This is a genomic window from Actimicrobium antarcticum, from assembly GCF_039536745.1.
Taxonomy (GTDB): domain Bacteria; phylum Pseudomonadota; class Gammaproteobacteria; order Burkholderiales; family Burkholderiaceae_D; genus Actimicrobium; species Actimicrobium antarcticum.
Genome location: NZ_BAAAZE010000012.1, coordinates 106,481 through 132,473 on the forward strand (window position 1 = coordinate 106,481; position 25,993 = coordinate 132,473).

The 25,993-nt window shown below is 56.7% G+C and carries 22 protein-coding genes; 11 read left to right on the forward strand and 11 right to left on the reverse strand.

Annotated features, from left to right (window positions below):
• Positions 1-14: 14 nt before the first annotated feature.
• A complete protein-coding gene (locus ABD720_RS14810) occupies positions 15-812 on the forward strand; it encodes an outer membrane protein assembly factor BamD (protein WP_344764248.1) in 798 nt (265 codons plus the stop codon).
• A gap of 63 nt (positions 813-875) precedes the next feature.
• Here ABD720_RS14810 and yaaA read toward each other — a convergent pair whose 3' ends face one another.
• Positions 876-1,652 carry a peroxide stress protein YaaA gene (gene yaaA / locus ABD720_RS14815; RefSeq protein ID WP_344764250.1) on the reverse strand — a complete coding sequence of 259 codons (777 nt, stop codon included), beginning with the start codon at positions 1,650-1,652 and terminating at the stop codon, positions 876-878.
• Between the two features lie 33 nt (positions 1,653-1,685).
• On the opposite strand from yaaA, the gene ABD720_RS14820 reads away from it, so the two are divergent.
• Positions 1,686-2,147, forward strand: a complete 462-nt coding sequence (locus ABD720_RS14820; RefSeq protein WP_344764252.1) for a putative toxin-antitoxin system toxin component, PIN family — start codon at positions 1,686-1,688, stop codon at positions 2,145-2,147.
• Positions 2,148-2,198: 51 nt separating this feature from the next.
• Here the strand turns inward: ABD720_RS14820 and ABD720_RS14825 are convergent, their stop codons facing one another.
• Entirely contained in the window at positions 2,199-2,855 is a 657-nt protein-coding gene (locus tag ABD720_RS14825; RefSeq protein ID WP_344764253.1) for a glutathione S-transferase family protein, read from the reverse strand.
• Positions 2,856-2,885: 30 nt separating this feature from the next.
• A complete protein-coding gene (locus tag ABD720_RS14830) occupies positions 2,886-4,739 on the reverse strand; it encodes a type IV pilus assembly protein FimV (protein ID WP_344764255.1) in 1,854 nt (617 codons plus the stop codon).
• Positions 4,740-5,181: 442 nt separating this feature from the next.
• Here ABD720_RS14830 and ABD720_RS14835 point away from each other — a divergent pair, with 442 nt between their 5' ends.
• The 5 genes from ABD720_RS14835 to ABD720_RS14855 all read left to right on the forward strand — a co-directional run bounded on the left by ABD720_RS14835 (position 5,182) and on the right by ABD720_RS14855 (position 10,385).
• Entirely contained in the window at positions 5,182-5,961 is a 780-nt protein-coding gene (locus ABD720_RS14835) for an oxepin-CoA hydrolase, alternative type (protein WP_344764257.1), read from the forward strand.
• Between the two features lie 225 nt (positions 5,962-6,186).
• Positions 6,187-7,245 carry a phosphotransferase gene (locus ABD720_RS14840; protein ID WP_344764259.1) on the forward strand — a complete coding sequence of 353 codons (1,059 nt, stop codon included), beginning with the start codon at positions 6,187-6,189 and terminating at the stop codon, positions 7,243-7,245.
• Positions 7,246-7,317: 72 nt separating this feature from the next.
• Positions 7,318-8,580: an acyl-CoA dehydrogenase family protein gene (locus ABD720_RS14845; protein WP_344764260.1), complete on the forward strand. Its 1,263-nt coding sequence runs from the start codon at positions 7,318-7,320 to the stop codon at positions 8,578-8,580.
• Between the two features lie 90 nt (positions 8,581-8,670).
• The gene (locus ABD720_RS14850) at positions 8,671-9,363 is read left to right on the forward strand and encodes a glutathione S-transferase N-terminal domain-containing protein (RefSeq protein WP_344764263.1); all 693 of its coding nucleotides are present in this window, start codon (positions 8,671-8,673) and stop codon (positions 9,361-9,363) included.
• 68 nt (positions 9,364-9,431) lie between these two features.
• Complete coding sequence (locus tag ABD720_RS14855; protein WP_344764265.1) at positions 9,432-10,385, forward strand: chemotaxis protein; 954 nt, start codon at positions 9,432-9,434, stop codon at positions 10,383-10,385.
• A 28-nt stretch (positions 10,386-10,413) separates the two neighbouring features.
• Here ABD720_RS14855 and ABD720_RS14860 read toward each other — a convergent pair whose 3' ends face one another.
• From ABD720_RS14860 to cheY, 6 genes are all read right to left on the reverse strand, one after another.
• A complete protein-coding gene (locus ABD720_RS14860; protein WP_344764267.1) occupies positions 10,414-11,337 on the reverse strand; it encodes an HDOD domain-containing protein in 924 nt (307 codons plus the stop codon).
• Positions 11,334-12,377 (reverse strand): HD-GYP domain-containing protein, encoded by a 1,044-nt coding sequence (locus tag ABD720_RS14865; protein ID WP_344764269.1) that lies wholly within the window; start codon positions 12,375-12,377, stop codon positions 11,334-11,336. The genes ABD720_RS14860 and ABD720_RS14865 overlap by 4 nt, the downstream gene beginning before the upstream one ends.
• Positions 12,374-15,352, reverse strand: a complete 2,979-nt coding sequence (locus tag ABD720_RS14870; protein ID WP_344764272.1) for a response regulator — start codon at positions 15,350-15,352, stop codon at positions 12,374-12,376. The genes ABD720_RS14865 and ABD720_RS14870 overlap by 4 nt, the downstream gene beginning before the upstream one ends.
• 48 nt (positions 15,353-15,400) lie before the next feature.
• Positions 15,401-16,252: an ABC transporter substrate-binding protein gene (locus tag ABD720_RS14875; protein WP_344764275.1), complete on the reverse strand. Its 852-nt coding sequence runs from the start codon at positions 16,250-16,252 to the stop codon at positions 15,401-15,403.
• A 72-nt stretch (positions 16,253-16,324) separates the two neighbouring features.
• Positions 16,325-16,987 carry a protein phosphatase CheZ gene (locus tag ABD720_RS14880; RefSeq protein ID WP_344764278.1) on the reverse strand — a complete coding sequence of 221 codons (663 nt, stop codon included), beginning with the start codon at positions 16,985-16,987 and terminating at the stop codon, positions 16,325-16,327.
• Positions 16,984-17,391, reverse strand: coding sequence for a chemotaxis response regulator CheY (gene cheY / locus ABD720_RS14885; protein WP_344764515.1), 408 nt, complete (start codon positions 17,389-17,391; stop codon positions 16,984-16,986). The genes ABD720_RS14880 and cheY overlap by 4 nt, the downstream gene beginning before the upstream one ends.
• Positions 17,392-17,977: 586 nt before the next feature.
• On the opposite strand from cheY, the gene ABD720_RS14890 reads away from it, so the two are divergent.
• From ABD720_RS14890 to ABD720_RS14905, 4 genes are all read left to right on the forward strand, one after another.
• Positions 17,978-18,589 carry a response regulator gene (locus ABD720_RS14890; protein WP_344764280.1) on the forward strand — a complete coding sequence of 204 codons (612 nt, stop codon included), beginning with the start codon at positions 17,978-17,980 and terminating at the stop codon, positions 18,587-18,589.
• A gap of 14 nt (positions 18,590-18,603) precedes the next feature.
• Positions 18,604-20,232: a sensor histidine kinase gene (locus ABD720_RS14895; protein ID WP_344764282.1), complete on the forward strand. Its 1,629-nt coding sequence runs from the start codon at positions 18,604-18,606 to the stop codon at positions 20,230-20,232.
• A 68-nt stretch (positions 20,233-20,300) separates the two neighbouring features.
• Positions 20,301-20,699, forward strand: a complete 399-nt coding sequence (locus ABD720_RS14900) for an Hpt domain-containing protein (RefSeq protein ID WP_344764284.1) — start codon at positions 20,301-20,303, stop codon at positions 20,697-20,699.
• Between the two features lie 140 nt (positions 20,700-20,839).
• Complete coding sequence (locus ABD720_RS14905) at positions 20,840-23,077, forward strand: hybrid sensor histidine kinase/response regulator (RefSeq protein WP_344764285.1); 2,238 nt, start codon at positions 20,840-20,842, stop codon at positions 23,075-23,077.
• A 61-nt stretch (positions 23,078-23,138) separates the two neighbouring features.
• On the opposite strand, the gene ABD720_RS14910 is transcribed toward ABD720_RS14905, so the two are convergent.
• The gene (locus ABD720_RS14910; RefSeq protein ID WP_344764287.1) at positions 23,139-23,912 is read right to left on the reverse strand and encodes a tetratricopeptide repeat protein; all 774 of its coding nucleotides are present in this window, start codon (positions 23,910-23,912) and stop codon (positions 23,139-23,141) included.
• Entirely contained in the window at positions 23,912-25,963 is a 2,052-nt protein-coding gene (locus ABD720_RS14915; RefSeq protein WP_344764289.1) for a bifunctional 2',3'-cyclic-nucleotide 2'-phosphodiesterase/3'-nucleotidase, read from the reverse strand. The genes ABD720_RS14910 and ABD720_RS14915 overlap by 1 nt, the downstream gene beginning before the upstream one ends.
• Positions 25,964-25,993 lie beyond the last annotated feature (30 nt).

Sequence of the window (25,993 nt, forward strand, 5' to 3'; positions counted from 1 at the left end):
TCTTGCAAAAGACTATGCAAAAAAAATTAATGAAATACGCCGCATTGGCGCTAGTGTTGACCATCTCGGCTTGTGGCCTGTTGCCGGAGAAAGTCGACGAAACCAAAAACTGGTCAGCGTCCAAATTATACGCGGAGGCACGCGACGAACTGGCAACCGGTAACTACGAGACGTCAATCAAATATTTCGAGAAGCTCGAATCGCGCTACCCGTTCGGCACCTTTGCGCAACAGGCGCAGATGGAAGTAGCCTATGCCTACTACCGTCAGAGCGACCAGGCGCAAGCGCTGGCAGCGGTCGAACGCTTCATCAAGCTGCATCCGAATCATCCGAATGTCGACTACATGTACTACCTGCGTGGCCTGATCAACTTCAATGACAAACTCGGCCTGTTCGATTTTGTCTCGCGCCAGGATGCCACCGAACGCGATCCGAAAGCCGCGCGTGAAGCCTTCGAGTCATTCAAGCAGCTGGTCGAGCGTTTTCCCGACAGCGTGTACGCACCGGATGCGCGGTTGCGGATGAAGTATCTGGTCAACGCCATCGCGCAGCATGAAGTCCATGTGGCGAATTATTATTACCGTCGTGGCGCGTATATCGCGGCCGTCAACCGGGCCCAATTCGCTGTCAAGGAATACCCTGGCGCACCGGCCAGCGAAGAAGCGTTGTTTGTCATGACCCGGAGCTACGATGCGCTTGGCATGCCGGAATTGCGCGACGATGCCGACCGTGTCATGAAAAAGAATTATCCGAACAGCGTGTACTACAAGGGTGGCCGCAAGGCAGATGGTCCCTGGTGGAAGATCTGGTAGTCAAGTCGATGCAAAAAAAGATCCCTTCAAGGGATCTTTTTTTATGTGTTCGCTGCTGGCAAATCACGCTTCGATGCGACGCCGGAAAACCCACCGGGCGCCCACCGAAGCAGCCTCGTCAAAACGGTATCCGGCCGTGTCGAAGCTCTTGAGCTGCTCGACGTCCGTGATGCCCTGATGCGCTGCGTGGCGAGTCATCAGGCCACGTGCCCGCTTGGCATAGAACGAAATGATCTTGTACCTGCCACCTTTCCAGTCCTCGAACACCGGCGTGATAACCGGGACCGTCAAGCGTGCCGGCCGTACCACCTTGAAATACTCTTCCGATGCGAGATTGACCAGTGCCGTGGCCTGTTGCGCCGCCACCTGTGCATTGAGTGCATCGGTCACCGTGTCGCCCCAGAACGCGTACAGGTCACGCCCCTTCGCGTTCGCCAGGCGCGTACCCATTTCAAGACGATACGGCTGCATCAGATCCAGCGGGCGCAGTGCGCCATACAAACCCGACAGGATGCGCAGGCGCGCCTGCAAATAATCGAGGTGGGCCGGTTGCAGTGACGGGGCATCAAGTCCTTCGTAGACATCGCCGTTGAACGCCAGCACGGCTTGCTTTGCATTGTCGGTGGTCGCCGTTTTTACCCAGCCGGCATAACGGGTTGCATTGAGCTGGGCCAGCGGGTCCGAGATATTCATCAACGTACCAATATCGGCCGCCGTCATTTTTTTGAGGGTTTTGATCAGTACCGACGACCGGTCAGCGAAGTCGGGGCTACTAGACACGGTCGTGGTCGCGGGTGTGGCATAGTCGAGGGTTTTTGCGGGAGACAGGACGATGAGCATGGAACACAGACGAAGAAAAAGTGGGCAAGCCACATGATACCGAACCGCATCGTTATCGACACAAACGTCTGCCTGGACCTGTTTGTGTTCCACGATCCACGCTGGCACGCGATGCTGGCCGCGATGCGCGATAGGTCGATCGAGGCAGTCACGCGCACCGATTGCAGAACGGAATGGCTGATCGTGCTCGGCTACCCGCATTTGCCACTCGATCCGGAGTCGCGCCAGACGTGTACAGAGCAATTCGATGCGTTGATTCGCTGCTTGCCATTTGCGACACCCGCCGGAGATGTAGCCCGCCTGCCGGTTTGCAAGGATCGCGACGATCAGAAATTTCTCGAACTGGCACGTGATGCGGAAGCCGCCGTCCTGATCACCAAAGACAAGGCATTGCTGAAACTGGCGGGCAAGACGCGCCGCAACGGCCTGTTCCTGATCTTGACACCAGAGGCGTGGACGGCAATGTTTACCAACATTTCTGGCCGCGAAGAATAAACTCCGTACGGCATCCCTGTGCAATCAGGTCAACGGCTCAAGCACCACCGATCACAACGGATTTTTGTTCTGTTCCGCCATCAACGCCTGATTCGCTTTGCGGTCCGCATTTACCCGCTGCACATGCGGTCGCTGCGCCAACATGTCCAGATAGGCACGCACCGGCAAGCCGGCCAGCACGTCCTCGCCCAGCACGATCTTCGATGACAGCGCGACCAGCGGCAAGTGCACCAGCGCCGCGCAGTCCGCCATGCTGAACTCCGACCCGCCGACGTAGGGCCCGAAGCTGGCAAGAGTCGCGAAGGCCTTGACGTTGCGCCTAAGCGTCTTCTGCACGCGCGTTTTGGTCTCTTCGGAAACGGTGCCACCAAAAAAAGCCGCGCCGTACAGATCGCGTGCCACCAGCTCAAGATGCAGTTCAAGGAAGGCGATCAGTTCCCGCAGCTTGGCAGCCGCATACGGGTCTGCCGGCAACAACGGCACCTCGGTGTAGCGTTGCTCGAGATAGTCCACAATCACCTGCGATTCGCACAACGCGCCCTGCTCGGTTTCAAGAAATGGCACCTTGCCCAGCGGTGATTTCTGAAGCAGGCCGGCCGAGCGATCGGCCCACGCCAGGACCTCTTCAAAAGGGATGTTTTTCTCCAGCAGCGCCAGTTTGACCTTATTGTAATAATTGCTTAGTGCAAATCCGCCCAGCTTGATCATCGCATTGCCTTGTTGTCGTGTTGGGGTACGTTATTCAACCGAAAGCTGCCGCTTCGCACCGAAGGGCTTGGCATAATTCAATGGACCGAAGCCACGGGCAATCGATATCAGCAAGACGATCTCGCGGTACACGGCGATATCGAAACCTTCTCTCATCTCTTCGCGGGAATTGAGGATCAATTTTTCAAGGTAAGGAACGACCTCAGCGGTTTGCCATAATTCGCAAATGCGCTCGATAACGTGCGGAAAATCTTCCAGCGTCATGCCGGTGTCGCCTGCTTTCACATCTTCCCAGGTAGCGATCCGCGCATTGAACCGCTGTAATGTGCGCTCGCGCAACAATGCGTACTTGCCTTGGTTACCCGCCGCGACATACAGATCAAGCAGGAATAGCCAGGGCATCGGTGAGTCTGGCGAATCAAGTTCAGCATACGGCTCAAGTATTTCGATGGCCCTCGCCGAATCGTTGAGCGATATCCAGAACTCCGCCTCCTGCATGATGTCGGAGATCTCTTCGACCTTCAGGTTCTCTATTTTCGCTGAGTGAAACTGCAATGCTTCAACTGTATCTGCCGACATGACATCGGTCACTTTGGAGTCTGCGTAGTGAGTTAAGGCGGGCTTGCTTGCATGCTCGAATGCCAGAGGTTCATGCGCGGGTTGCTCAATCCGGTCTGGCTGCAAGGTGTCTGCCGGTCGCAAAAATTCGGGTACCGACGTCAGATTGACCGGTTCTTTTGTACCACCGGAAAAAAAGTGTGTCTCTTCTTCGTCAGGACTGTCTTGCATCTCTCCAACGGCTATCGCGGAATTGCCCTGCCCCGCCTTCTCCTCGAAGAACGACATATCCCATGGACGCTCGGCACCCTGCGTTTTCAATGCCCGATAGCGCAAGCCCAGCCAACCAGCGGCGGCCAGGCTTCCCAATAGCAGCACGCCGAGGCCAATGCCCCAGCTCAATGGCAAGGTGTTTTGCCGCATGTCTTCGAACGCCGCCTGTTCTGTCACACGCTGCGCCTGCGCCGCTGCAGCTTGTCGTTTGAGAGCAGTAACTTTTGCATCGTTGGCCAGTTCTGCATTGCGCAGCGGGTCTTCTCCGCGCAAAATCATCGCGAACTGATTTTGCGCAGCGCGGATCTCCTTTTGTCGCACCGGGTCTGTCACCGGGACATCATCCGCCAGCTCGTTGCTCAATCTAAGATGACCTAGTGTTGCGATGTCTTCTTTGGTCAGGCTGTCGGAAGATAACTTCAGGACACTTCGGCGCACAACATTCGGCGCTGCCTTGGCAGGAACAGGTGACTGCAGGGACTTGTCGGTACGCGCGCGGGCAACTGCGCCTGCTGCCCGAATTTCATTTTTTGCCGGACCACGAAAACTCGCTCCGGCGCCAGAACCAATGGCAGTCGTCGCAGGGCTACCGCTCCCGTTATCCCGAACCCTGGCAGTGGATGCTTGCACCGGTTCACTCAACAGCGCCTGGCTTTCGACCGGATCCATCAAAATCTGGAAGTCGCGATGTACCAGCGCGCCGCAGGCAAGATCGATCGACACCGACAACGCGGGTTCATTCATCGGGCTACGTGTAGAAAGCAAGAGCGATTGGTCTTTTCCGGCTCCGATCAAGTTAACCGTCGGCGTCACAAGAAAAGCACCATCCGCTGATTCGATCCGCGACCTGATGCAACTTGGCAGGAGAGTAGCGCTATCTGCGCCGATGAGCGGAATGGAAACCTTAAGTGGTTGACCCAAACCTGATTGCACACGAATCGATCCAAGACCCACCGAATGCGCTGAACCAGACCAGATTGCCAGCAATGCCAGTGCAATATGGCGAGCTTCAGGAATTGTCTTGATACGTTTCATTATTTTGAATTTCTTCACAAATGGTCTCCAAAGCCACCAACAGTCACCATTAACGTCGATTGATAATATACAGAAAACCGTCTGGAATGAAGCGAAATCAAATGGCAGTCATTTCAACAGCACAATTGTGACGCCGACACCTAACATCACGGTCTGCAATGATGCGCTGTCCAATCACGTAGTGCAGTTGAAAACCAAAAGGTTCCATGATGGACAAGGCTTAATACTCACTAATGCGAGCGGCGGGTTCCCATGCGTATATTCATGTAATGGCTGATTACCGGGAGCAGTTGCATTTTCAGTGATTTTTGTTTAGGTTGCAAGGCGACAACGATGCAGTTTTATTAATTCCATTGGCGATCTGCTGCCTGCTAATACTGCAAATACTGCGCGTTCAATGCCGCTGGTCCTCAAGCGTTGCTCGAGGACCGCCCTGTACTCAACCTCTTCCAGCGATCCCATGTCAGCAGACCTGCAAGCTACCCGCCACGATACGACGTTAATTCTTACCATTGCCAATCCGGGAAAGCGCAACGCGCTGCATCCCGACATGTCGACTGCTGCAATCGAAGCGCTGGCGACTGCCGACCGGGACCCGTCCATTCACGCGGTGATCCTGACTGGCGCAGATAATTTCTTTTGTGCCGGTGGCGATCTGAACCGCCTGATCGGCAACCGGGCGCTTCCGCGATCGGTCCAGTCCGACTCGATTGACAGTCTCAACGGATGGATAGAAGCCTTGCGGGATTGTACAAAACCGGTCATCGCTGCGGTCGAAGGCAGCGCGGCAGGCGCCGGATTTTCTCTGGCTCTCGCCTGCGACATGATCATCGCCGGCGCCTCCGCAAAATTCATCATGGCGTATGTCAATGTCGGACTCACTCCCGACGGCGGCGGCTCCTGGTTTTTAAGCCAGGCACTACCTCGGCAACTGGTCACCGAAATCCTGATTGGCGGCAAACCCGTGAGCGCGGAACGTCTCTATCAAGCAGGCGTTGTCAATCGGGTTGTCGCCGACGGCAGCGCGTTGGAGGCGGCCTTGCAATTGGCCGACGAACTTGCAACACGCTCGCCAAACGCAGTGCAACGCATCAAGGGATTGCTCAGAGATGTCAGCGGCAATGCGTTGAGCACCCACTTCGACGCTGAAAAACACAGCTTCGTCGAAAGCCTTCACCACCGCGATGCGCAGGAAGGGATTACCGCGTTCCTCGAAAAGCGCTCGCCGCGCTATCGCTAAGCCGGCCAGAAAATTCCAGCATGCAGTCAGGTGCGTATCGACCGAAACCCGCCTGATGCGATGGCGAAGAACGGAACAATCATGCCCCGGCACAGTCATTATGCGGAGGGCAAAGATTTGTCGCGGCGGCCTGTTCTTCGTGTAAATTACCTCCGTCGCCGCAAATAGTACGATCGTACGATTTGTTGCTGTAAAATCGAAAAAAACACGTTGTCAGGAGACCAGATGTACGAAGAATTCATGGGCACCATGCCCGTCGCCGATCGCCAGAAGTTCGACCTCGATGCCTTGAGCGAATACCTGAACCGGCATGTCGATGGCTTCTCGGGTCCATTCACGATCGCGCAATTCAAGGGCGGACAATCCAATCCGACCTTCAAGGTCAGCACAGTCGACCAGCACTATGTACTGCGCACTAAACCCGGTCCTGCTGCGAAACTGCTGCCATCGGCCCATGCCATCGACCGTGAATATCGCGTCATGGATGCACTGAACAAGGCCGGATTTCCGGCGGCAAAACAATACACGCTGTGCACCGATGAAGCGGTCATCGGGCGGGCCTTTTACCTGATGGAATTTGTCGATGGTCGCGTGCTGTGGGATCAATCGATGCCGGGCATGACGCCGACCGAACGCGCGGCCCATTACGACGCAATGAATCGCGTCATCGCCCAGTTGCACACGATCGACTACGCCGCCATTGGCCTGGGCGAATTCGGCAAGCCAGGCAATTATTTCGGCCGCCAGATCGACCGCTGGACGCGCCAGTACAAAGCCTCCGAAACAGAAAAGATCGATGCGATGGATCAACTGATCGCCTGGCTGCCGAATAATATCCCGCCCGGCGACGAGACCAGCATCGTGCATGGCGACTTCCGTCTCGACAACATGATGTTTCATCCGACCGAGCCACGCATCCTGGCGATACTGGACTGGGAGCTGTCTACACTCGGTCATCCGCTGGCCGACTTTTCCTATCACTGCATGAGCTGGCATATCGAGCCTGGCCAGTTCCGCGGGATTGCCGGACTCGATCACGCTGCGCTCGGGATTCCGACCGAAGCCGATTACATCGCCAGCTATTGCGCCCGCACCGGCAAGACGATACGTCCGGAAGATTTCAATTTCTATCTTGCCTACAACATGTTCCGCATGGCGGGCATCCTGCAGGGCATCATGAAACGCTACGTCGATGGCACAGCGTCCAGCGCGCAGGCCCTGAAATCGGGTCAGGCGGCGCGGGCAATGGCCGAAATGGGCTGGCGTTACGCATGCGCGCAATAACGACTTCCATCACCAGTATCAGTAGCAATACCGACACCAGCTATAGCAAACAATAATTCACTAGGAGACGACATGGAATTCGAGTATTCAGACCGTTGCAAGACCCTCCAGGCACAATTGCTGACCTTCATGGACCAGCATATCTACCCGAACGAGAAAGCCTACAAACAGGAAATCGATCGCAACGGCAAAGAAAAAGGCAATCGCTGGCTGGCCACCGAATTGATGGAAACCCTCAAGCCGCTGGCGCGTGCACAAGGTCTGTGGAATCTGTTCCTGCCGAAGTCGGACCGCGCACCGGAGGGTTTGTCCAACCTCGACTACGCGCCACTGTGCGAAATCATGGGCCGCGTCAGCTGGGCACCCGAAGTGTTCAATTGCAGCGCACCGGATACCGGCAACATGGAAACCATCGAACGCTATGGCGTAGAAGCGCACAAGCGCGAATGGCTGGAGCCGCTGCTGCGCGGTGAAATCCGTTCGGCGTTCGCGATGACCGAGCCCGGTGTGGCGTCATCGGACGCGACCAATATCGAAACCCGCATCGAACGCGATGGTGACGAGTACGTCATCAACGGCCACAAGTGGTGGATTTCTGGTGCCGGCGACCCGCGCTGCGCGATTTATATCCTGATGGGCAAGACCGACCCGGACGCCGCGCGCCACGCGCAGCAATCGATGATTCTGGTACCGGCATCGACCAAAGGCGTCACCGTGGTTCGGCCGTTGCCAGTGTTCGGTTATGACGACGCGCCGCACGGCCATTGCGAAATCCGCTTCGAGAATGTGCGCGTACCCGTCTCCAACATACTGCTCGGCGAAGGTCGCGGTTTTGAAATCGCCCAGGGTCGTCTCGGGCCTGGCCGGATTCACCACTGCATGCGCGCCATCGGCGTCGCCGAACGCGCCCTCGAACTGATGTGCAAGCGACTCGATCAACGGGTCGCCTTTGGCAAAAAGATTTCCGAGCAGGGTGTCTGGCGCGAGCGTATCGCCGAGTCGCGCATCCAGATCGACAGCGCCCGCCTGCTGACACTGAAAGCCGCCTACATGATGGATACGGTCGGCAACAAGCATGCCAAAGCCGAGATCGCCATGATCAAGGTGCTCGCGCCTACCGTTGCCCAGCAAGTGCTCGACTGGGCAATCCAGGCGCATGGTGCCGGGGGCGTATCGGATGATTTCCCGCTCGCATCGATGTGGGCCGGCAACCGGACCTTGCGTCTGGCGGACGGTCCGGATGAAGTCCATCGCAACGCCATCGCCAAGCTGGAACTGTCGAAGTACATTGCCTTGCCGGGTGAAGACCTGGAACTGCCAATCACGCGTTCCTGAAGCAGATGGTGGTGCAGGCTGATGGTCTGCACCACCATGCCAAACAACGGCATAATCATGGCTCGCAATTCATTTCGGGACGGAGCCTCCATGATCGATGTTTATTCCACCGCCACGCCAAATGGCCACAAAGTCCACATCCTGCTCGAAGAGCTCGCCCTGCCCTACCGCGTGCATCACATCGATATCAGCGCCGGTGACCAGTTCACACCCGACTTCCTGGCAATCTCGCCAAACAATAAAATCCCCGCCATCGTCGATGCAGACGGTCCTGACGGCTTGCCGATTTCGTTGTTCGAATCAGGCGCCATCCTGCTGTATCTGGCTGGCAAGACGGGCAAATTTATCGGGTCGACTGACCGTGAAAAATTCACCACCCTGCAATGGCTGATGTTCCAGATGGGCGGCGTTGGTCCGATGCTGGGACAGGCCCATCATTTCCGCATCTATGCGCCCGAGAAAATCGACTACGCCTACAACCGCTATACCAATGAGGCACAGCGCCTGTATGGCGTGCTGAATCGGCAATTGGCCGACCACACCTACCTGACCGGCAGCGACTACACGATCGCCGACATCGCCACATTCCCGTGGATCCGCTCCTGGAAAAATCAGGGCATTGAACTCGGCGAGTTCGTGCATGTGCAACGTTGGTTCGACGACATCAGCGCACGGCCCGCAGTGCAGCGCGGCGTGGAAGTTCTGGCCGATTTGCGCAAGCCGCTGACCGATGACAAGTCGCGCGAAGTGTTGTTCGGATCGGCACAATATGCGAAGAGATAATTGCAATAATGCAACACACTAGACCATAATAGGTTTTCTCCCCGTTATTACGTGTACAAAGGCTCGCCATGAAATCAGTCCAGCAAGAAGTCGACGAACGTACCAACCTGACCGGCTCGAACCAATTCGAATTGCTCCTGTTCCGCCTTGGCGGCGACGCTAATGGTGATCGCTCCGAACTGTATGGCATCAATGTGTTCAAGGTACGCGAGATCGTGGCGATGCCGGCGCTGACCGCAGTCGCCGGTGCCCATCCGAATCTGCTTGGCGTGGTCAACTTGCGTGGCCAGATCATTCCGGTCATCGACTTGCCGGCGCTCGTCGGCTGCAAGCCCAAGACCGGACTCAATATCATGCTGGTGACTGAATATGCCCGCTCGACGCAAGCCTTCGCCGTGGAAGCGGTGGAAGAAATCGTCCGGCTGGAATGGAGCCAGGTCCTGTCAGCCGAAGCCAGCGGTGTGGGTGGCATGGTGACCAGTATCGCGCGTCTGGAAAGTCCGAACGAACCGACCCGGCTCGCTCAAGTTCTGGATGTCGAGCAAATCCTGCGACAAACCATGCCGAATACCAGCAAGGATGTCGACCCCGAGACCATCGGGCCGAAGGTGCTGCTCAAGCCAGGCGCCGTGATTCTCGCTGCCGATGATTCGCAAGTCGCGCGCTCGCTGATCGAGGCTGGTCTGACGGCCATGGGTGTCCCATTCATCATGACCAAAACCGGCAAGGAAGCGTGGGAAAAACTACAGGCAATGGCCACTGTTGCCGAAGCCGAAGGGGTGGCAGTTCGCGACAGGGTCGCCATGGTATTGACTGACCTGGAAATGCCGGAGATGGACGGTTTTACACTGACCCGCAACATCAAGCAGAATCCGCGCTACGCCGGTATTCCGGTCGTGATTCATTCATCCTTGTCAGGCGCGACCAACGAGGATCACGTCAAGAGTGTGGGTGCCGATGCCTACGTGGCGAAATTTGTTGCCGAAGAATTGGCAGCAGCGATCAGGAAGGTGCTCAGCTAATGCAATCACGGGCGCGCTGCCACCAGACCTAATCTGGTGCAGCGGGCACCGGCAACAGAGACAACCCAGGCAAACGCCTGGTTTTTACCTGCAGCACGTCGCCACTCTCGCACCACTCCGCCGAAGTATCTTCCAGCACTGCCGATATCTGCTCAGATTGAAGCCCGAGAGCAGCCGCCGCTGCGACGATCAACGGCAGCATCCGCTCACGCTCTTCGTCGGAAGAGACACACATATCTGCAATCCCGGCTGCGACATTGAGTAACATGGTGATGCGGTACTGACGCCCACCGATATCAAAACCCGAGAGCTCTGGCGTCCTGTGAAACAGGACCGCATCGCAAAACAGGCGCGGAATGCTCCAGTCGCTCATCATCATTGCGGTCATGCTGGCATGCGTAACCCGAAATAACGGCAACTCGGCCAAAGCCAATGCGCTGTCGGTCTTTCCCTCGAACTGCTCCAGCAGAGCCGAATACGCTTCAGATCGTGCCGTTGCCAGACACAGCTTGCCGATACCGGCCAACAAGCCACATGTAAACATTTCGGCCACCGGTGCAATCCGAATACGTTCAGCCAGCGCCTGCGCGGCGCACGCCATCGCCACCGAGCGGGACCAGAACCGGTCGTAGTTAAACGCCTTGCACGCGCCACTCTGGTACGACGTAACCAGTGAAATTCCCAACGCAATCTGTCGCACAGAATGTATTCCGACCAGAATCAGCACATCCGTGGTGACTGCGGCGATCTGGCGCGTCCTGATCGGATTAAGCACATTGGCAATTTTGATGATGCGTCCGGCCAGTACCGGATCGGACTGAATTTGCCGGGCCAGTTCAGGCAGAGACATATTGTCGCGCTGGCACAGGCGAACAACGTTCAGCATCACGCCTTTGGGTGAAGGCAGCTGGTTCGATGCTTTCAATTCGTTGAAGTCGATTGCCAGATTCACGCGTCCGCCTCGTCCCGGTGTTTTTCGTAGATCGCCATGACGCTACTCCAGTCCTGAAAAAACGCATCGACGCACACTGGGTCGAAATGGCTCCCGGATCCGTCGCGAATCAATGCTACCGCGCGATCGATTTCCCATGCCGGTTTGTATGGCCGCGCAGAGGTCAGCGCATCAAATACATCTGCCACGGCGATAATGCGCCCATACAGCGGAATCTGCTCGCCTTTCAGACCGTGCGGATAACCGCTGCCATCGAATTTTTCGTGGTGCGTAAGCGCAATGGCGGCGGCCACCTGCAACAACGGCGATGTACTACCGCGCAGGATATCGGCACCAATCTTGGCGTGGGTACGCATGATGTCCATTTCCTCTGCATCGAGACGGCCTGGTTTGAGCAGGATATTATCCGGAATACCGACCTTGCCGATATCGTGCATAGGTGCCGCGTCGCCCAGCAAATCCTGCTCGGCGGTACCCATGCCGAGATTGGCAGCGATCAGGCGTGAATACTGGCTCAGGCGTAGCAGATGGGCGCCGGTTTCCGGATCGCGGTACTCGGCAGCGCGTGACAAACGCAAAATCGCTTCTCTTTCACGAGCAACGATTTCACTGGTTGCCTTGGCGACTTCCTCGGCCAGCCACACGGCCCGAGTGGAAAGCTGTCGTTGCGCAGCCCTTAGCGCCAGCAGATTGGTAACCCTGGCGCGCAACTCGGTTTTATTCACCGGCTTGGTCAGGAAGTCATTGGCGCTCAGTTGCAGTGCCCTGTGCCTTACCTCCGTATCAATATCGGCTGTGACCATCACTACCGGTATGGTCGTTTTACCGGGCAAATCACGAAAGTCCTGAATAAACCGCAGTCCATTCAGCTCCGGCATCATGTAGTCAACCAGCACTAGGTCAGGGTCATTGGATGCACACCAGGCCAACGCTGCGATTGGTTCGGCCATCGTGACCGGCTTGACATCAGGAATCGCCTTCAACATATGACTGAACAGAGCAAGGTTGGTTTGGTCATCGTCGACAATGAGGACAATCATGAGGTTTCTTCCATTTTGTTCACTAACTGGCAAAGCCGCGAAAACGCGCTCAGTAGTGCGGAGTGTAATTGTTTAAGAGTTAACAGCTCGCCGGCTTGCGCCGCCACTTCAATGGCACGGGCAAGCACTGCCAGTTCATCCATGCCGAGCGCGGCCGTTGAACCCACCAGACGATGTCCAAGCGCCTTGATCTGTACAAAATTTGCACTGGCGATGGCTGATTCGAACTGTTGAAACAAGGGCGGCGTGGTGGTGACGAACAGGCCCAGCATGCCGCGTTGCGCCTCCAGATCGTCCTCGAACATGTCATGCAACCGGCTCAGATCAAGTATCTGGGGAGTCACCGCAAAACCAGCGAAGACATCGGCTGCCAACGGCACGGTAACGGCCACCGGCGCGACGTCTGCCATCGCACTATCGTCAATGGCTAACCGCCGTGCCAGCATCTCCGCCAATTGCTCCCGCCGGATCGGTTTGGCCAGGTAATCATCCATGCCGGCATCAAGGCAGCGCTCGCGATCCCCCTGCATGGCATTGGCGGTCATCGCGATAATGTGGATATGGCGGCCGCTTCCCGCTTCTGTCTTGCGGATACGTCGCGTCGCTTCAAAGCCATCCATCTCCGGCATCTGGCAATCCATCAGGATTAGCGCATAGGTGCCGGTCGCCAGCGCGTCGATCGCCTCCTGACCGTTGCTGGCGATCTGTGCTGCATACCCCATCACGTTGAGCTGGTGAATCGCCAGTTTCTGGTTCATTGGATTGTCCTCGACGAGCAGTATCGGCGGATGCTCCTTGCGGCTATGCGTGACGGCGCTGTCGAGTCTGTTTTCGCGCCGTTCAACGACCGCTGGGAGACTGCCGCGACGTCGTTCCTGCGCTTCGCCCAGCGCATCGAACAAGCTGGATTGCCGTATCGGCTGCATTAGCACCGCATGAAAGCCTTGCGAAGGAGCGACGTCGCGCTCGTCCTCGCTGTTTGCCAACAGGATAAATCGGCTTTCCGGACCCGCGACCGACATCACGTTCAAGAGCTGCTCTGGAACCATGTCGGACAATCTCGAATCGATCAGTACGATTTTCCGACCTGTTGCAGGATGCGGCAACTCGAGTGCCTGCGATGCCGTACCAACCACATCGACCGGAAAGCCCCATGACTTGATATAAGACTGCAGGATATCGGCCTGAACACGGTGCGGCTCGACCAGCACCACGCGGACTGCCGAGCCTCGCGGCGGCGTCGCCAGCGGAGCGGCAGCAACCACCACAGGCAACGGCAACTTAAACCAGAACAAGGAGCCTGAGCCCGCCTCGCAATCTACGCCGATCGAGCCACCCATCAGTTCTACCAGGCGTTTGCAGATAGACAGGCCAAGACCGGTTCCGCCATATTTTCGCGTGACTGAACCGTCTGCCTGAGTGAACGGCCTGAACAGTTTGCTGACGATGTCGGGTGCGATGCCGATACCTGTATCGGATACCTCGAAACGTACCAGGCAATTGCCATTGTTCCCGCCAACCGGCCGCACGCGCACGATGATCTCGCCAGCGTGTGTAAACTTGACAGCATTGCCGATCAGGTTCAGCAGGATTTGCCGCAAGCGACCGGCATCGACCGACACCGTCATCGGCAAGCCGGGGTCGACAAAACACATCAGCCGCAGTCCTTTTTCGCGCGCCTTGACAGCGATGACGTCGACGCTACCCTCGATGACCGAGGACAGATGGCAATCGATCGGTTCGATGCGCATTTTGCCGGCGTCGATCCGTGAGAAATCGAGAATCTCGTCGATGATGACCATCAGCGCATTGGCCGACTCTTCCACTGATTTGGTGAACTCTTCCTGTTGCGCGTCCAATGGGGTCTCGCGCAGCAGTCCTGTCATGCCGATGACCGCATTCATGGGTGTGCGGATTTCGTGGCTCATGGTGGACAGGAATTCGCCACGCGCGGCATTGGCCTGTTCGGCGGCTTCTTTTGCGCTTTTCATTTCGATTTCAAAATTCTCGCGGAAGCGCATGACCCGCCACAGTATGGCGGTGTAGAGCAACACGACAATGGCGGCACCGATCCCGACCCAGGTCAGATTGCTTGACCCTCCCGCCCATCGCTCGACGGCATTGGCCTCCGACATCCCCACGACCGCCACGATAGGAAACTTGCGTGCCGCCTGAAAATTCACCAGGTAGCGCTCCGACCCGCCCCCTGCCGTCGCCAGATCGGATGAGAACTGTCCGTGTTCGACCTCTCGTTGCAATTGCGTAAAAATCGGTAGTGACACATAGCTCTGATCAACTGCGAACTGGGATTGCGGAGTCGCGCCGAGCACGTGACCGTCATAGTCAAACAGCGCGGCATAGCTGACATCGGCGCCCAACGCTGCCCGGTACACCGGAAAAAGTGCGGCAGGGTTCACCGTAGCGAGCATCGTCAAGCGTTTGCCCTGCAACTCCAGGGTGCGCGCAAACGGTACGATGTAATTCGCTGCCTCGTTCGCTGGCACTGGTTGACCCGGTTTCAGTTCGTGCAAGTCCCGCACGAACTGAGCGCGTCCAGGTTCGATCAAATCGGTCAACTCGCGCTCGAATCCCAGTGCAAGCAACGCATAGTCGCGTCCGATCATCAGCGGGTTAGAACTCAGCAAGACCTTGCCATCCTGATCCAGCAATGAAATCGAGCGCAATCGGGTCGATTGCTGAACCGCTTTGCTGATCAGCGCATTCATTCCTGCCGTGTCACCGGCCTTCGATCGGTTAAGTGCGTCATCAAGGATGGCAAGCGTGCTGTCAACTGCACGCAGTGCTTCCGACAGGTGGCTCTCCAGCGCACTGGCATAGAGCAGGCCGTGTTCTGCCTCGGCAGCGACAGCCTGATTGCGTTCAAAACGGACAAAGATCGCCGTGGCGAGCAGAATACCCGCAGAGAACAGCAAGCCGGACACCATGAAGAAATGCCGTGCGTTCCAGCGCGACAAGTACTCCTTCGTGAGGTTCGACCACCAGCGTGTCGCTTGCTCCACCAATCACCCCCCTGTCTGCGCCGGTTTGCGCCGATCCGCAGCCGGAATCAGGATCGGGTCAAGACGGTACTTCACTGCAAATTTCCGCAAGCGTCCGTCCGAGTTGATGGTCGCCATAAAACGATCAACCCTGTCCAGCAACGACCGATCTCCCGGTGCCAACGCATACGCGTAGTCGGTCAGGTGGAATACCTGCGGTGAAGCTACAACCCGCGCCCAGGTGGTCATGTCGAGCATGCGCTGGCTATAGGGATAATCGGTCATGAACGCATCGGCACGCCCGGACTCGACTTCATTTTCACGTTGCATTGGAGGCTTGACCACCAGCAGCGTGGCTTGTTTGAGCGCGCGCTGCATGACCGGTTCCATCACGGTACCTGCCTGAACGGCGATGACGCGGGTAGGCTTGTCGAGGTCCGCCCAGGTCGTGATTGCCGTGTTGTTGGCTGTGGTAATAGCGACAATATCGCTGCGCAGGTACGGCTGGGTGAATGCCAGCACTGCGGTGCGCGCGGGCGTGACACCAACGGCATGCATGGCGATATCGCATTTATCGCCGAGCAAATTGTCGACCAGCAGCGGAAACGCACTGTCGATAAAACGAACCCGCACGCCGAGTTCCTTGCCAAGCTCATTGGCAATATCGATGTCAATGCCATTGAGCTGGCGGGTTCTGGGGTTGCGGTAGGTAATGCCGTAGTAGTCAGGCCAGATACACACCCGCAACTCGGTGGCAGCGAGCACTCTTTGCAACTGGTTCGGTGACCCGGTCGGTGTGGCCGCCATTAGCCAGGAACCCGCTACCGACAACAACAGCGCGCAAACGGTGTGCTTCACAAAAAAAGATAGAGCCATGGAAACCCTTGATTTGCCCGAAAGAATTAGACGATCCATTTATTACTTCGTACAGTCAAACCAACCGGCAAGCTAAAAACCGAGGTCCGCCAGTAAGTCATCGACACTACCCTGGTCAAGCGCAATACTGCCCGGCGCACCTGGGCCAGCCGTGACCTCATTGCGCTGGATCTGAACCACGGTACCGGCCGGCGCAGCATCGATCAGCAACTTCAGCAAATCGTTCTCGGTGCGCTCCATCAACGCCACCACTTTATTGATCAACTGACCGGTCAGGTCCTGAAAATCCTGGGCCATCATAATATCCGACAGCGCTGCCCGGGTACCCCCGCAGTTCCCCTGAACCTGCAGAAGAAATCGCCGGGTGCTTTCCGCGAGCTGTTCCTGCTCGACCGTCATGCCAGCGGTACTGGCAACCGCACTCCAGGACTGCGACAGTGTCGCCGCGCCACCGACGAGCTGCTCCTGCACCGGAATGTTTTCTTCTACTTTTAGCAACACGATATTCGCCGCATTCTCGGTCAGATTCGCAATATGCAACAAGCGCTCGCGGGCTGACGGAAACTCGCTGGCAGCATCCGCCAGCACATCTTCGGCGCCCAGTTCGCTGAGGGTGTCGTGCAGCGCCCGCACGATCATGCCAAGTCGTTCGTAGACAGGCAGTGCACTACCTGCTGCAGGCAATACCAGTTCGCGTGGCAGATTGCGCGATTGCGCCTCGATAGCGGTGTTCATGCTGGCAGTCCTTTCTTGATCAGTATCTTGTCGAGCTTTTCTTTCAGTGTCGCGGCTGTGAACGGTTTGACGATGTATCCATCGGCGCCTGCTTGTGCTGCGGCAATGATGTTTTCCTTCTTGGACTCAGCGGTCACCATCAGTACCGGCAAATGATCAAAATTTTCGTCCGACCGGATTTTTTTGAGCAATTCCAGACCGTCCATCAGGGGCATGTTCCAGTCAGTAATCACAAAATCGATCGGCACGCCTTGAACATGCGCCGAATGCAATGCGTGAAGCGCTTTCTGACCGTCTTCGGCCTCATCAATCTGTTTGTAACCGATCTCCTTCAACAAGCCTGAAACGATACGGCGCATGGTCGAAAAATCATCAACGACAAGGAATTTGAAATCAGAAGTCATAGGAATCAAGAATTTCTTAAAAATAGAAAAAGGCGTGGTGCACTCAGTCATGACCGAATGCGGCCGGGAGGTGAACTTTGCAACTGCAAGTGATTACAGGAATAGCTTTCACCGAATTATTTCAGCACACTTGATTCTAACAAAAAATTCATTAAAAATATAAATTTGTTTTATTTGTTATAAATGAATTTTTAATTCAGGACGGGCTGTGAATTAGTTGCAGCAGATGGCCTCCGCCGACGTGGATAAAAGCGTCGCAAATCGATTCCGCTGCGTGATGAACCTGACGTTACTCACGGTGATGACGCGAGCACTTATCAAGGCCTGCTCGGCCGTCGTCGCCAAGTACGGACAAAAACTCGCAAGATGCCTCTGGCGCAGGACATCGCCTTGTCGCAAGCAAAATTCCTCAGCCCACCGATCAAAAATGCCAATGATCCTCAAGCGACTAATCATGATTATTAACAAAAACAACAATTAATCATCAAAAAATCGTTGTGACTTTTCCTAAAAACGAAAATTTTCTTTGGTTAAATTGGCAGAATTAATTAAAATAAGAATCTCAAAAAAATTCAGCGAACCTACCATGCCTCCTGCAGAAATTTGTACGACACAAAATGCAGCCCAGATCCTTGGCATCTCTGTCACGTCGGTACAGCAACTGGTGGAATCCGGCGTGATCGAAGCCTGGAAAACCAAAGGCGGCCACCGGCGAATTCCGCTCGCAGCGATCGAAGCCTACAAGGCCTCGCAAGCCACGGCGTCCGAACATAGCGCGGTTGGATCTTTCAAGGCCAGAAAACCCGCGATACTGATCATCGAAGACAACCCGATGCAGCGTGAGCTCTACGACAAAAAAATTGCCACGTGGAATATTGGTGCGACAGTGACGTTCTGCGAAAACGGTTACCAGGCGTTGATCGAGATCGCACGCCACAAACCGCACATCCTGCTAGCCGACATCATGATGGACGGCATTGATGGCTACGAAGTCATCATGACGCTCATGGGATATCCGGATCTGGCGGATATGCATATCGCCATCCTGTCCAGCCTGACCAGCCAGGAACTGGAAACCCGTGGCGGCATCCCTGACGGCGTGGTGTATTTCGGCAAACCAATCAATTACGATGAGTTGCGCGGATATTTGCGTGCTTGCTGCGCGCAACAGAATCGCAAGGCACCGGTCAGGGTTTAAAGCGGAACATCTACATGCTGAAAAAAATCGATATACGCATTGCCCTGTGCCTGTTCGCTGCTTTGATAATCGGAGGGATGTGGACGAGCGCACTGGTGCAACTGGATGACGCCAGGAAGCGCGATATCGAAATCGCCCAGCGCGATGCGCGCAGTCTGGCGCGCCTGTTCGATGAGCACGCCAACCGCACCATCGAATCGGCTGATCAGGCCGTGACCTATCTGCGCTTTCGCTACAACGCGGTTGGCGCCGCGCTCGATATAGCGCAGGACCTGAAAGTTGGTCTCAATCCCGACGATATCTACAACCTGTTTGCGATTGTCGATGACCGGGGCGATATTGTCCTGTCCAGCAAGGCATTCAAGCCGACCAACCTGGCTGATCGCGAACATGTACGGGTGCACATGGAGGCAGACACCGGTCAGCTATTCATCAGCAAACCCGTGCTGGGGCGGGTTTCTAATAAATGGGCGATTCAAATGACGCGCCGGATCAACCATCCCGATGGCAGCTTCAAGGGCGTGGTGGTGGTGTCGATGGATCCGCAATACTTTACGCAGCTCTATAACGATATTGATGTCGGCAAGTTCGGTGCGATTTCGCTCATCGGGGCCGATGGCGTGGTTCGAGTCCGCCGTATCGGTAAGGAAGACGCGATGGGAATTGATATTTCCGGAAGTCCTCTCTTCAACGCAATGACAGAAAATGGCCGCGGCACCATCACAGCCAGTAGCTCGATCGACGGCAGGCAACGGATCTACGCCTACGAAAAACTCAAAGACCATCCGATGTTTGTGTCAGTCGGCATTGATCTGGAAGAACGACTGGCCCCCTACTATGCGCAACGTACACAAACATTGGTGCAAGCCAGCGGGGTTACGCTACTGATACTGCTGTTCGTGGCGGGCATGATCGTCATGCTGCGGCGCCTGATCGAGAGCCGTGAACAGGCAATCGCTGCAAACCTTGCCAAGTCACGCTTTCTGTCAAACATGTCCCATGAATTGCGCACGCCGCTCAATGGCATTCTTGGCTTTTCGGAATTGCTGATCGACGAACTGGGAACAGCGCCGACAGCCGCCTTGGCAACATCAATCAACCAGTGTGGCGCTGACCTGCTGCGACAAGTCGATTCAGTACTGGGTTTGAGCGCGCTGGATGCCGATCAGGTCATCCTCGACAAGAGACCGGAAAACCTGCGCGATTTGCTGCAAGAGGCCATTCGGAATCACGCGGGCAAGGCGCTGGACAAGCAGATGACGCTACGTATCGACGTCGCCACCGATGTTGCGGATACTATCTTCTGCGACCGGGCCAGGTTGCTGAGCGTGCTCGACAAACTGCTCGACAACGCGATCAGATTCACCAGCGCCGGAACCATCAACGTCAGCGTCACTGCGTCGCAAAACGAAATGCAGTTTTCGGTCAGTGATAGCGGATGTGGCGTGACGATCGAACATCAGGCAGCTATTTTTGGCGACTTCTCACAAACCGATGATTCACCAGCGCGCCGCAACGGTGGACTTGGTCTTGGCCTGGCCATTGCAAGGCGACTGGTGGAATTAATGGGCGGAAAACTGGCATTGCATTCATTGCCCGGAAAAGGGTCCACGTTCTCGTTCAATTTGCCGCAACGAATCTGACAGGTTGGCGATCAACGCGGGCTTTGCCGCTCTCCTGTCCGATTACGTCGTTGCTGAAAAAGGCTGCCATGCGCTCTCACCAGTACCAATTTATCGACCCCTTGTTTCTGATGCAAATAGTTGCCGATGATCTTGACTTGTTCTGCGAGCTGTCGACCATCTTCATCAACACTGCACCGCCGATGTTCGATCGTCTGAGCCGTGCAATAGTGAAAGACGACAGCAAGGCCACCCGCTTTGAAAGCCATGCGCTAAAGGGCTCAACCTCACTGGTGGGCGCTAGCCAATTGAGCGCGATGCTCGAGGAAGTCGAGCGTCAATCCCGTCTGGGCGAGCAAGCACTGATAGGCCCGTGTCTTCCGGAATTGACGCGCCTTTTCGACGCGGTAATGCAAGAAATTCAAGCCAGCATCATTCGATGTTCCGGTGACGCAGAGCAGTCCATATCGAGCCAGCTTGAGCCATGAAAAAAATCAGCGCGGATAGGCGCGTTGCCTTACCCGCGGCGAGCGCACGTGTATCAGGGTCAGGTGAACGGACACAGCGCAGAATCGCCAGCGCACGCCGCACAGCCGCAATCATTGGCAGCCTGCTAATCGCTTTGCTGGTGATAGCAATTGTTGCGGCAAGCTGGATTTTGCGCGAGCGCGCCATCGATGACTGGCGCAATGAATTGGGCAACCTGTCGCTGGTGCTGGCAGAAAATACCGCACAGACGATGGCATCGACTTATCTGGTGCTCAACAGCATCGTCGAGACTGTCGATGGCGCTGGCGCCAAGGACCAGGATGATCTGATCAAGGCATTCCGAAACCCGCAAACCCAGCAAATGATGCGCGACAAGATCACCGCACTGCCGCAAGTGGATGTGGCGACCATCGTCGGCGCTAATGGTGATGTAGTGACCTTCACACGCGCCTTTCCGGCACCGGTGATCAACCTTGCGAACAGGGATTATTTCAAGCATCACCAGGAAAATGTCGACCCTGCCGTATTTCTCAGCCAGCCAGTCAAGAACAAGGGCAACGGCAAATGGACTTTTTACATCAGCCGCCGCATCAACAACCATGATGGAAAATTCCTGGGTAGCGTGCTGATCGGCATCTCGTGCGATTTTTTCGGCAATTTTTTCAAGAATGTCAGTCTGGGTGAACATGCATCCGTCACACTGATTCGGCGTGATTACACGGTGCTGGCACGCTGGCCAAGCGTGGATGAACTGATCGGTGAAAAAAATCTCAAGGGCTCTACCCGTGACGTCATGGATTCGGGCAAGAGCCACGACGTCATTCTGAAACAGGGTCCCCGACAGTCAACCGGCGTGCTGGATAGCAATCGCATGGGCGCGGTACGTCTGGTCAATGGCTATCCGCTGATCGTCAATATCACCATCACGGACGACTTGTACCTGAGTGGTTGGCAGCGCACCGTGCGTTTGCTCGGAGGAATCGTATTGGTCAGCATGATTGCCTTGTGCATCGCCTTCGTGTTGATCGCAGCCATTCTGAAGCGGCGCGAACAGGATGCTGAAAAATCACTGTCTCTGATCAAAATGGCCGAGTCAGCCAACGAAGCCAAATCGCGCTTCCTGGCCATGATGAGCCACGAAATCCGCACGCCCATGAACGGCATCCTGGGCATGTCTGAATTGATGCTTGAAACCAGTCTTGATCCGGTCCAGAGCGGTTACGCCCGGAACGTCCATGACGGTGCTGGCGACCTGATGCGGATCATCAACGAGATCCTCGATTTCTCGAAAATCGAATCAGGCCATATGACCATTGAAGCCACGCCGTTCGATCCGGTGAAATTACTGCACGATGTGATCGGCATGTACCGGTCGAGCATCGGTGACAAGCCGCTGACCATCGACGTGCGCGTTGCATCGGCGATGCCTTCCCATGTGATCGGAGACGCGGCAAGGATCCGCCAGATACTGGGCAACCTGATTACGAACGCCATCAAGTTCACGCCAGCGGGTGTGATCACGGCAACCTTCACAGGCACCATCGACAGCACCGATCCTTTCCTGCTGATACTGGACTATACGGTGACCGACAGCGGGATCGGCATCAGCCCGGATGCGCAGGTGCGCCTGTTCCAGCCGTTCATCCAGGCCGACGACACGATTAGCCGCAAATATGGCGGTACCGGACTGGGCCTGGCAATTTCACGGCGCCTGGCCGAGCTGATGCAGGGCGAAATTCTGTGTCATAGCGATGTCGGTATCGGCTCACGATTTACGCTGCGTATTCCATGCCGCATCGCCACGCAACACGCTGTCGACGCCTCGCTTGCGGAACTGCCGCCCATGCCGGCGACCGGCACCAAACAGGAACTTGCCGATGCCATGCCGCAGCCAATACCAACATTGATGGCGCCGAGTCCGTCTGTTGCAGCTTCCACAACAGCCGCCATCGCATCTCCGTTGCCGGAGCCGGCAATCGCAAAACGCATCCTGGTCGCCGAAGATACCGAGATGAACCGGCAGCTGGTGCGCATCCTGCTGACCAAGCGCGGTTACCTCGTCGAGGAAGCCGTAAACGGCCAGCTCGCGCTGGATGCGCTGGCGAGCAAACGCTATGACCTGGTACTGATGGATTGCATGATGCCGGTGATGGATGGCTACGAAGCGACGCGGCGCTGGCGCAGTGTCGAGGCCAGCAGTGGTACGACGCGTACACCCATCGTTGCGCTGACAGCGAGTGCGATCGAGGGCGACCGAGAGCGTTGCCTGGCTGTCGGCATGGATGATTACCTGACAAAACCATTTTCTGCGGTTGCTCTGGCGGCGATGGTTGTGCACTGGTCGAGCACGGAGTCGGACAACGGGAGTACTACTTAGACGATGGCCTGATCTGCTTCAAGCGATCAGAGGGCTAGCCAACCTTCAACCCCGCTCCGACTCACAGCACGCCACGCGGATGATGCAGCGCGTGCTCGACTTCTTCCATCATCTGGCTCGACTGACGCGGGTCACGCGTCAAACCGAACCGGCCATCACGTAACGCAACCGCCAGCGTTTGCGCCGCCAATGGCTGCTCCAGTTCGGCGGCCTGCCGAAACAACTGAACAGCACGGGTCTGATCCGCCACCACGCCATCACCGTCGAGAAAAGCGTTGCCGAGCATGAACATGGCATCCGGATTGCCCAGCGCCGCAGCGCGTGCAAACCAGTCTGCGGCGAGCGCCCGATCAATCGCTACGCCATAACCATTCTTGTAGATCAATCCCAGAAAATACGCGGCCTGCGGATGTCCCTGTTGTGCGGCCTTGTCAAACCACTGACGCGCCTGCGGCCGATCGGCGCGCTGCACCGACGTCCCGTCGAAGCAGGCTTTTGCCAGCAGATACTGGGCTGCGCTATCGCCACGTTGCGCCGCCGCCTGCGCGAACTGCAGGCCCTCCGCTACGCTGGCGGTATCACCCCGTGCCAGCAGCACGCTGGCAGCCGCCCGTTGTGCCGCCAGATTGCCGCGCCCGGCAGCCTGGCGCAATTGCGCTAACGCAGCAGGATCGTGCACTGCCGCAGCCCGCATCCGCAGACGGTCTACTTCGGCCGCCTGCAATGCACCGTGCTGCATCTGCCACGCCAGCGCCATGGCGCCAATCAGGCTAGCCAGCACCAGCACCAGTGCGATACGATGCCGGCAGATCCAGCCGGTTGCGTGCAACGGCATCACTTGCTCAGGTCGATCTGAAAGACCGACAGACCAGTGCCCGTGCCATCGTCGGCCGCCAGCAGCGAGACGTTATTGAGACCGGCCGCCTGCGCCAGCGCCAGCGTACCGACCGCCGATTTGAAGGTCACCGGGCCGGCGGTGCTGACCTTCGTGAAGAACCAGCTGCGGCTGCTGCCATTGGCGGCCAGCGTGAGGTTCTTCTGGTCCTTGATGAACGAAATCAGCACATCCCGGTTGGCATCGGGCGAGGCGTAAATGGTCTTGGTACCGTCGATCCCCGGGAAATTTCCGCCACCACTGGCGCGGTAGTTGTTGGTGGCGATGACAAATTCCTGTGTCAGCGACATCGGCGCACCGAGGTAGGTCAGATTCCTGATGCGACTGCCGAGTGGCTGCGTGACATCGATTTCATAACGCACATCGGGTGAAGTGAACATGTCGAAGTTATAGCCGGGAAAAGTGCTGATCAGCGGTTGCGCGGCAGTGGCGTTCGGGTCGATCAGGTTGAACCGTTTGGCGGCAGTTTCCAGCCAGTTCCTGACATCGTTGCCGGTCACCTTGACCGCATAAATCGTGTTCGGATACAGGTACAGATCGGCCGCATTGTTGATCGCCACATTGCCCGCAGCGACATCCGTGAAATCGCTGCCGCCGGCAAAGCCGCTCTTGAATGGCGCGCTGACGGACAGCACAGGCAAGGCTGCATATTGCGGCAGGCTGGCCTTGATGTAGGCGGCGACATATGCCGCCTGGGCCTGGTTCACGACCTGGATCGCAGAGACATCGCCGACATCGGCAAAATAGCTCGACAGCTTGAAATTGGTGGTGCCGACCGGCGTCTTGACATAGGCGATGGTGGCCTGGTGCTCGACATCGATGGCGGTGGCCACCGTCGGATCGGGATCAACAAAACTACCGTCGGCATTCTTGATGCTGCGCGCCTCGACCGTGGTCTTGCTCTTGTCGATCACCCAGGCCTTGCCGTCATACGCCATCTTCAGCTTGATCACGCCCAGATGCTGCCCCCAGAAATTTGCCATCACGGTCGGCACACCGTTGACCAGACCGGCGACCTTATCGACGCCTGGCAGGTTGAACTGGGCCACCGTGCTTTTTGCATTCGGGAAAACCTGGTGCGAATGGCCAATCAGCATCGCATCGATACCCGGGACTTGCGACAGATGCCAGTTGCCGTTTTCCATCGACGGCAGATAGGTCGCGTTATCCAGCCCGCCATGCGAAATCGCCACGACGATGTCAGCGCCCTTGGCGCGCATTTCCGGCACATATTTCGTCGCCAGTTCCTTGATGCCATCGGTACTGACATTGCCATCGAGCCAGCGTTTGTCCCAGCTCATGACGGTCGGCGGCGTGAAGCCGATTACGCCAACCTTGACCAGCGCAGTGGCGGCCTTGCCGTCTGGCCCGGTCACATTCATGGTGCGCGACAGAATCACGTAGGGCTTGAAAATCGGTGCGCCATCCTTGGTGCTCAGCACGTTGGCCAGCACCTGCGGAAAATTCGGTCCGGCGCAACTCTTCTGATTAGCCACGGCGGGCATGACATTGACATTGAACTTGCTACCGGTGACCTGCGCCAGATATGGCAGGCCAAAATTGAACTCATGGTTGCCGATCCCGCCGGCGTCAAAGCCGGCAGCGTTCATCACCTTGTACATCGCCAGCGTCTGGTCGCACGTGATGGGGTTGACCAGTGCCTGGTAATCCGACAGCGAAGTTCCCTGGATGGTGTCGCCATTGTCGAACAGCAGCGTATTCTTGCTCTCGGCACGGGCCGCCTTGATCAGCGTGGCAGTGCGCTCGAAACCGATGCTCTTGTTGTCGGCCAGCTTGAAGTAATCATAGCTGCGGATATTGGTGTGCAGATCGGTGGTCTCCAGTATCGTCAGATCGGCGCTGGTGCCGCTGGCGATCACGGCCGCCTGCAGTGGCACGGGAGACAGCGCCGTCACGCCGGAACTAGTGCCACCACAGGCGGCCAGAGTCAACACGGTGAGTAGCGATACAGCAAGGGGTATGCGGGGCATGGTTGTCTCGATAACAAGGGAAATTGGCGA

What these genes read in the sequence shown, in the direction of transcription:
- ABD720_RS14820 (WP_344764252.1), top strand. Translation starts at nt 1,686, where the DNA reads ATGATACCGAACCGCATCGTTATCGACACAAACGTCTGCCTGGACCTG.
- ABD720_RS14915 (WP_344764289.1), bottom strand. Translation starts at nt 25,963, where the DNA reads ATGCCCCGCATACCCCTTGCTGTATCGCTACTCACCGTGTTGACTCTG.
- cheY (WP_344764515.1), bottom strand. Translation starts at nt 17,391, where the DNA reads ATGACTTCTGATTTCAAATTCCTTGTCGTTGATGATTTTTCGACCATG.
- ABD720_RS14890 (WP_344764280.1), top strand. Translation starts at nt 17,978, where the DNA reads ATGCCTCCTGCAGAAATTTGTACGACACAAAATGCAGCCCAGATCCTT.
- ABD720_RS14855 (WP_344764265.1), top strand. Translation starts at nt 9,432, where the DNA reads ATGAAATCAGTCCAGCAAGAAGTCGACGAACGTACCAACCTGACCGGC.
- ABD720_RS14880 (WP_344764278.1), bottom strand. Translation starts at nt 16,987, where the DNA reads ATGAACACCGCTATCGAGGCGCAATCGCGCAATCTGCCACGCGAACTG.
- ABD720_RS14810 (WP_344764248.1), top strand. Translation starts at nt 15, where the DNA reads ATGCAAAAAAAATTAATGAAATACGCCGCATTGGCGCTAGTGTTGACC.
- ABD720_RS14825 (WP_344764253.1), bottom strand. Translation starts at nt 2,855, where the DNA reads ATGATCAAGCTGGGCGGATTTGCACTAAGCAATTATTACAATAAGGTC.
- ABD720_RS14835 (WP_344764257.1), top strand. Translation starts at nt 5,182, where the DNA reads ATGTCAGCAGACCTGCAAGCTACCCGCCACGATACGACGTTAATTCTT.
- ABD720_RS14865 (WP_344764269.1), bottom strand. Translation starts at nt 12,377, where the DNA reads ATGATTGTCCTCATTGTCGACGATGACCAAACCAACCTTGCTCTGTTC.
- ABD720_RS14895 (WP_344764282.1), top strand. Translation starts at nt 18,604, where the DNA reads ATGCTGAAAAAAATCGATATACGCATTGCCCTGTGCCTGTTCGCTGCT.
- ABD720_RS14910 (WP_344764287.1), bottom strand. Translation starts at nt 23,912, where the DNA reads ATGCCGTTGCACGCAACCGGCTGGATCTGCCGGCATCGTATCGCACTG.
- ABD720_RS14875 (WP_344764275.1), bottom strand. Translation starts at nt 16,252, where the DNA reads ATGGCTCTATCTTTTTTTGTGAAGCACACCGTTTGCGCGCTGTTGTTG.
- yaaA (WP_344764250.1), bottom strand. Translation starts at nt 1,652, where the DNA reads ATGCTCATCGTCCTGTCTCCCGCAAAAACCCTCGACTATGCCACACCC.
- ABD720_RS14840 (WP_344764259.1), top strand. Translation starts at nt 6,187, where the DNA reads ATGTACGAAGAATTCATGGGCACCATGCCCGTCGCCGATCGCCAGAAG.
- ABD720_RS14900 (WP_344764284.1), top strand. Translation starts at nt 20,301, where the DNA reads ATGCGCTCTCACCAGTACCAATTTATCGACCCCTTGTTTCTGATGCAA.
- ABD720_RS14850 (WP_344764263.1), top strand. Translation starts at nt 8,671, where the DNA reads ATGATCGATGTTTATTCCACCGCCACGCCAAATGGCCACAAAGTCCAC.
- ABD720_RS14845 (WP_344764260.1), top strand. Translation starts at nt 7,318, where the DNA reads ATGGAATTCGAGTATTCAGACCGTTGCAAGACCCTCCAGGCACAATTG.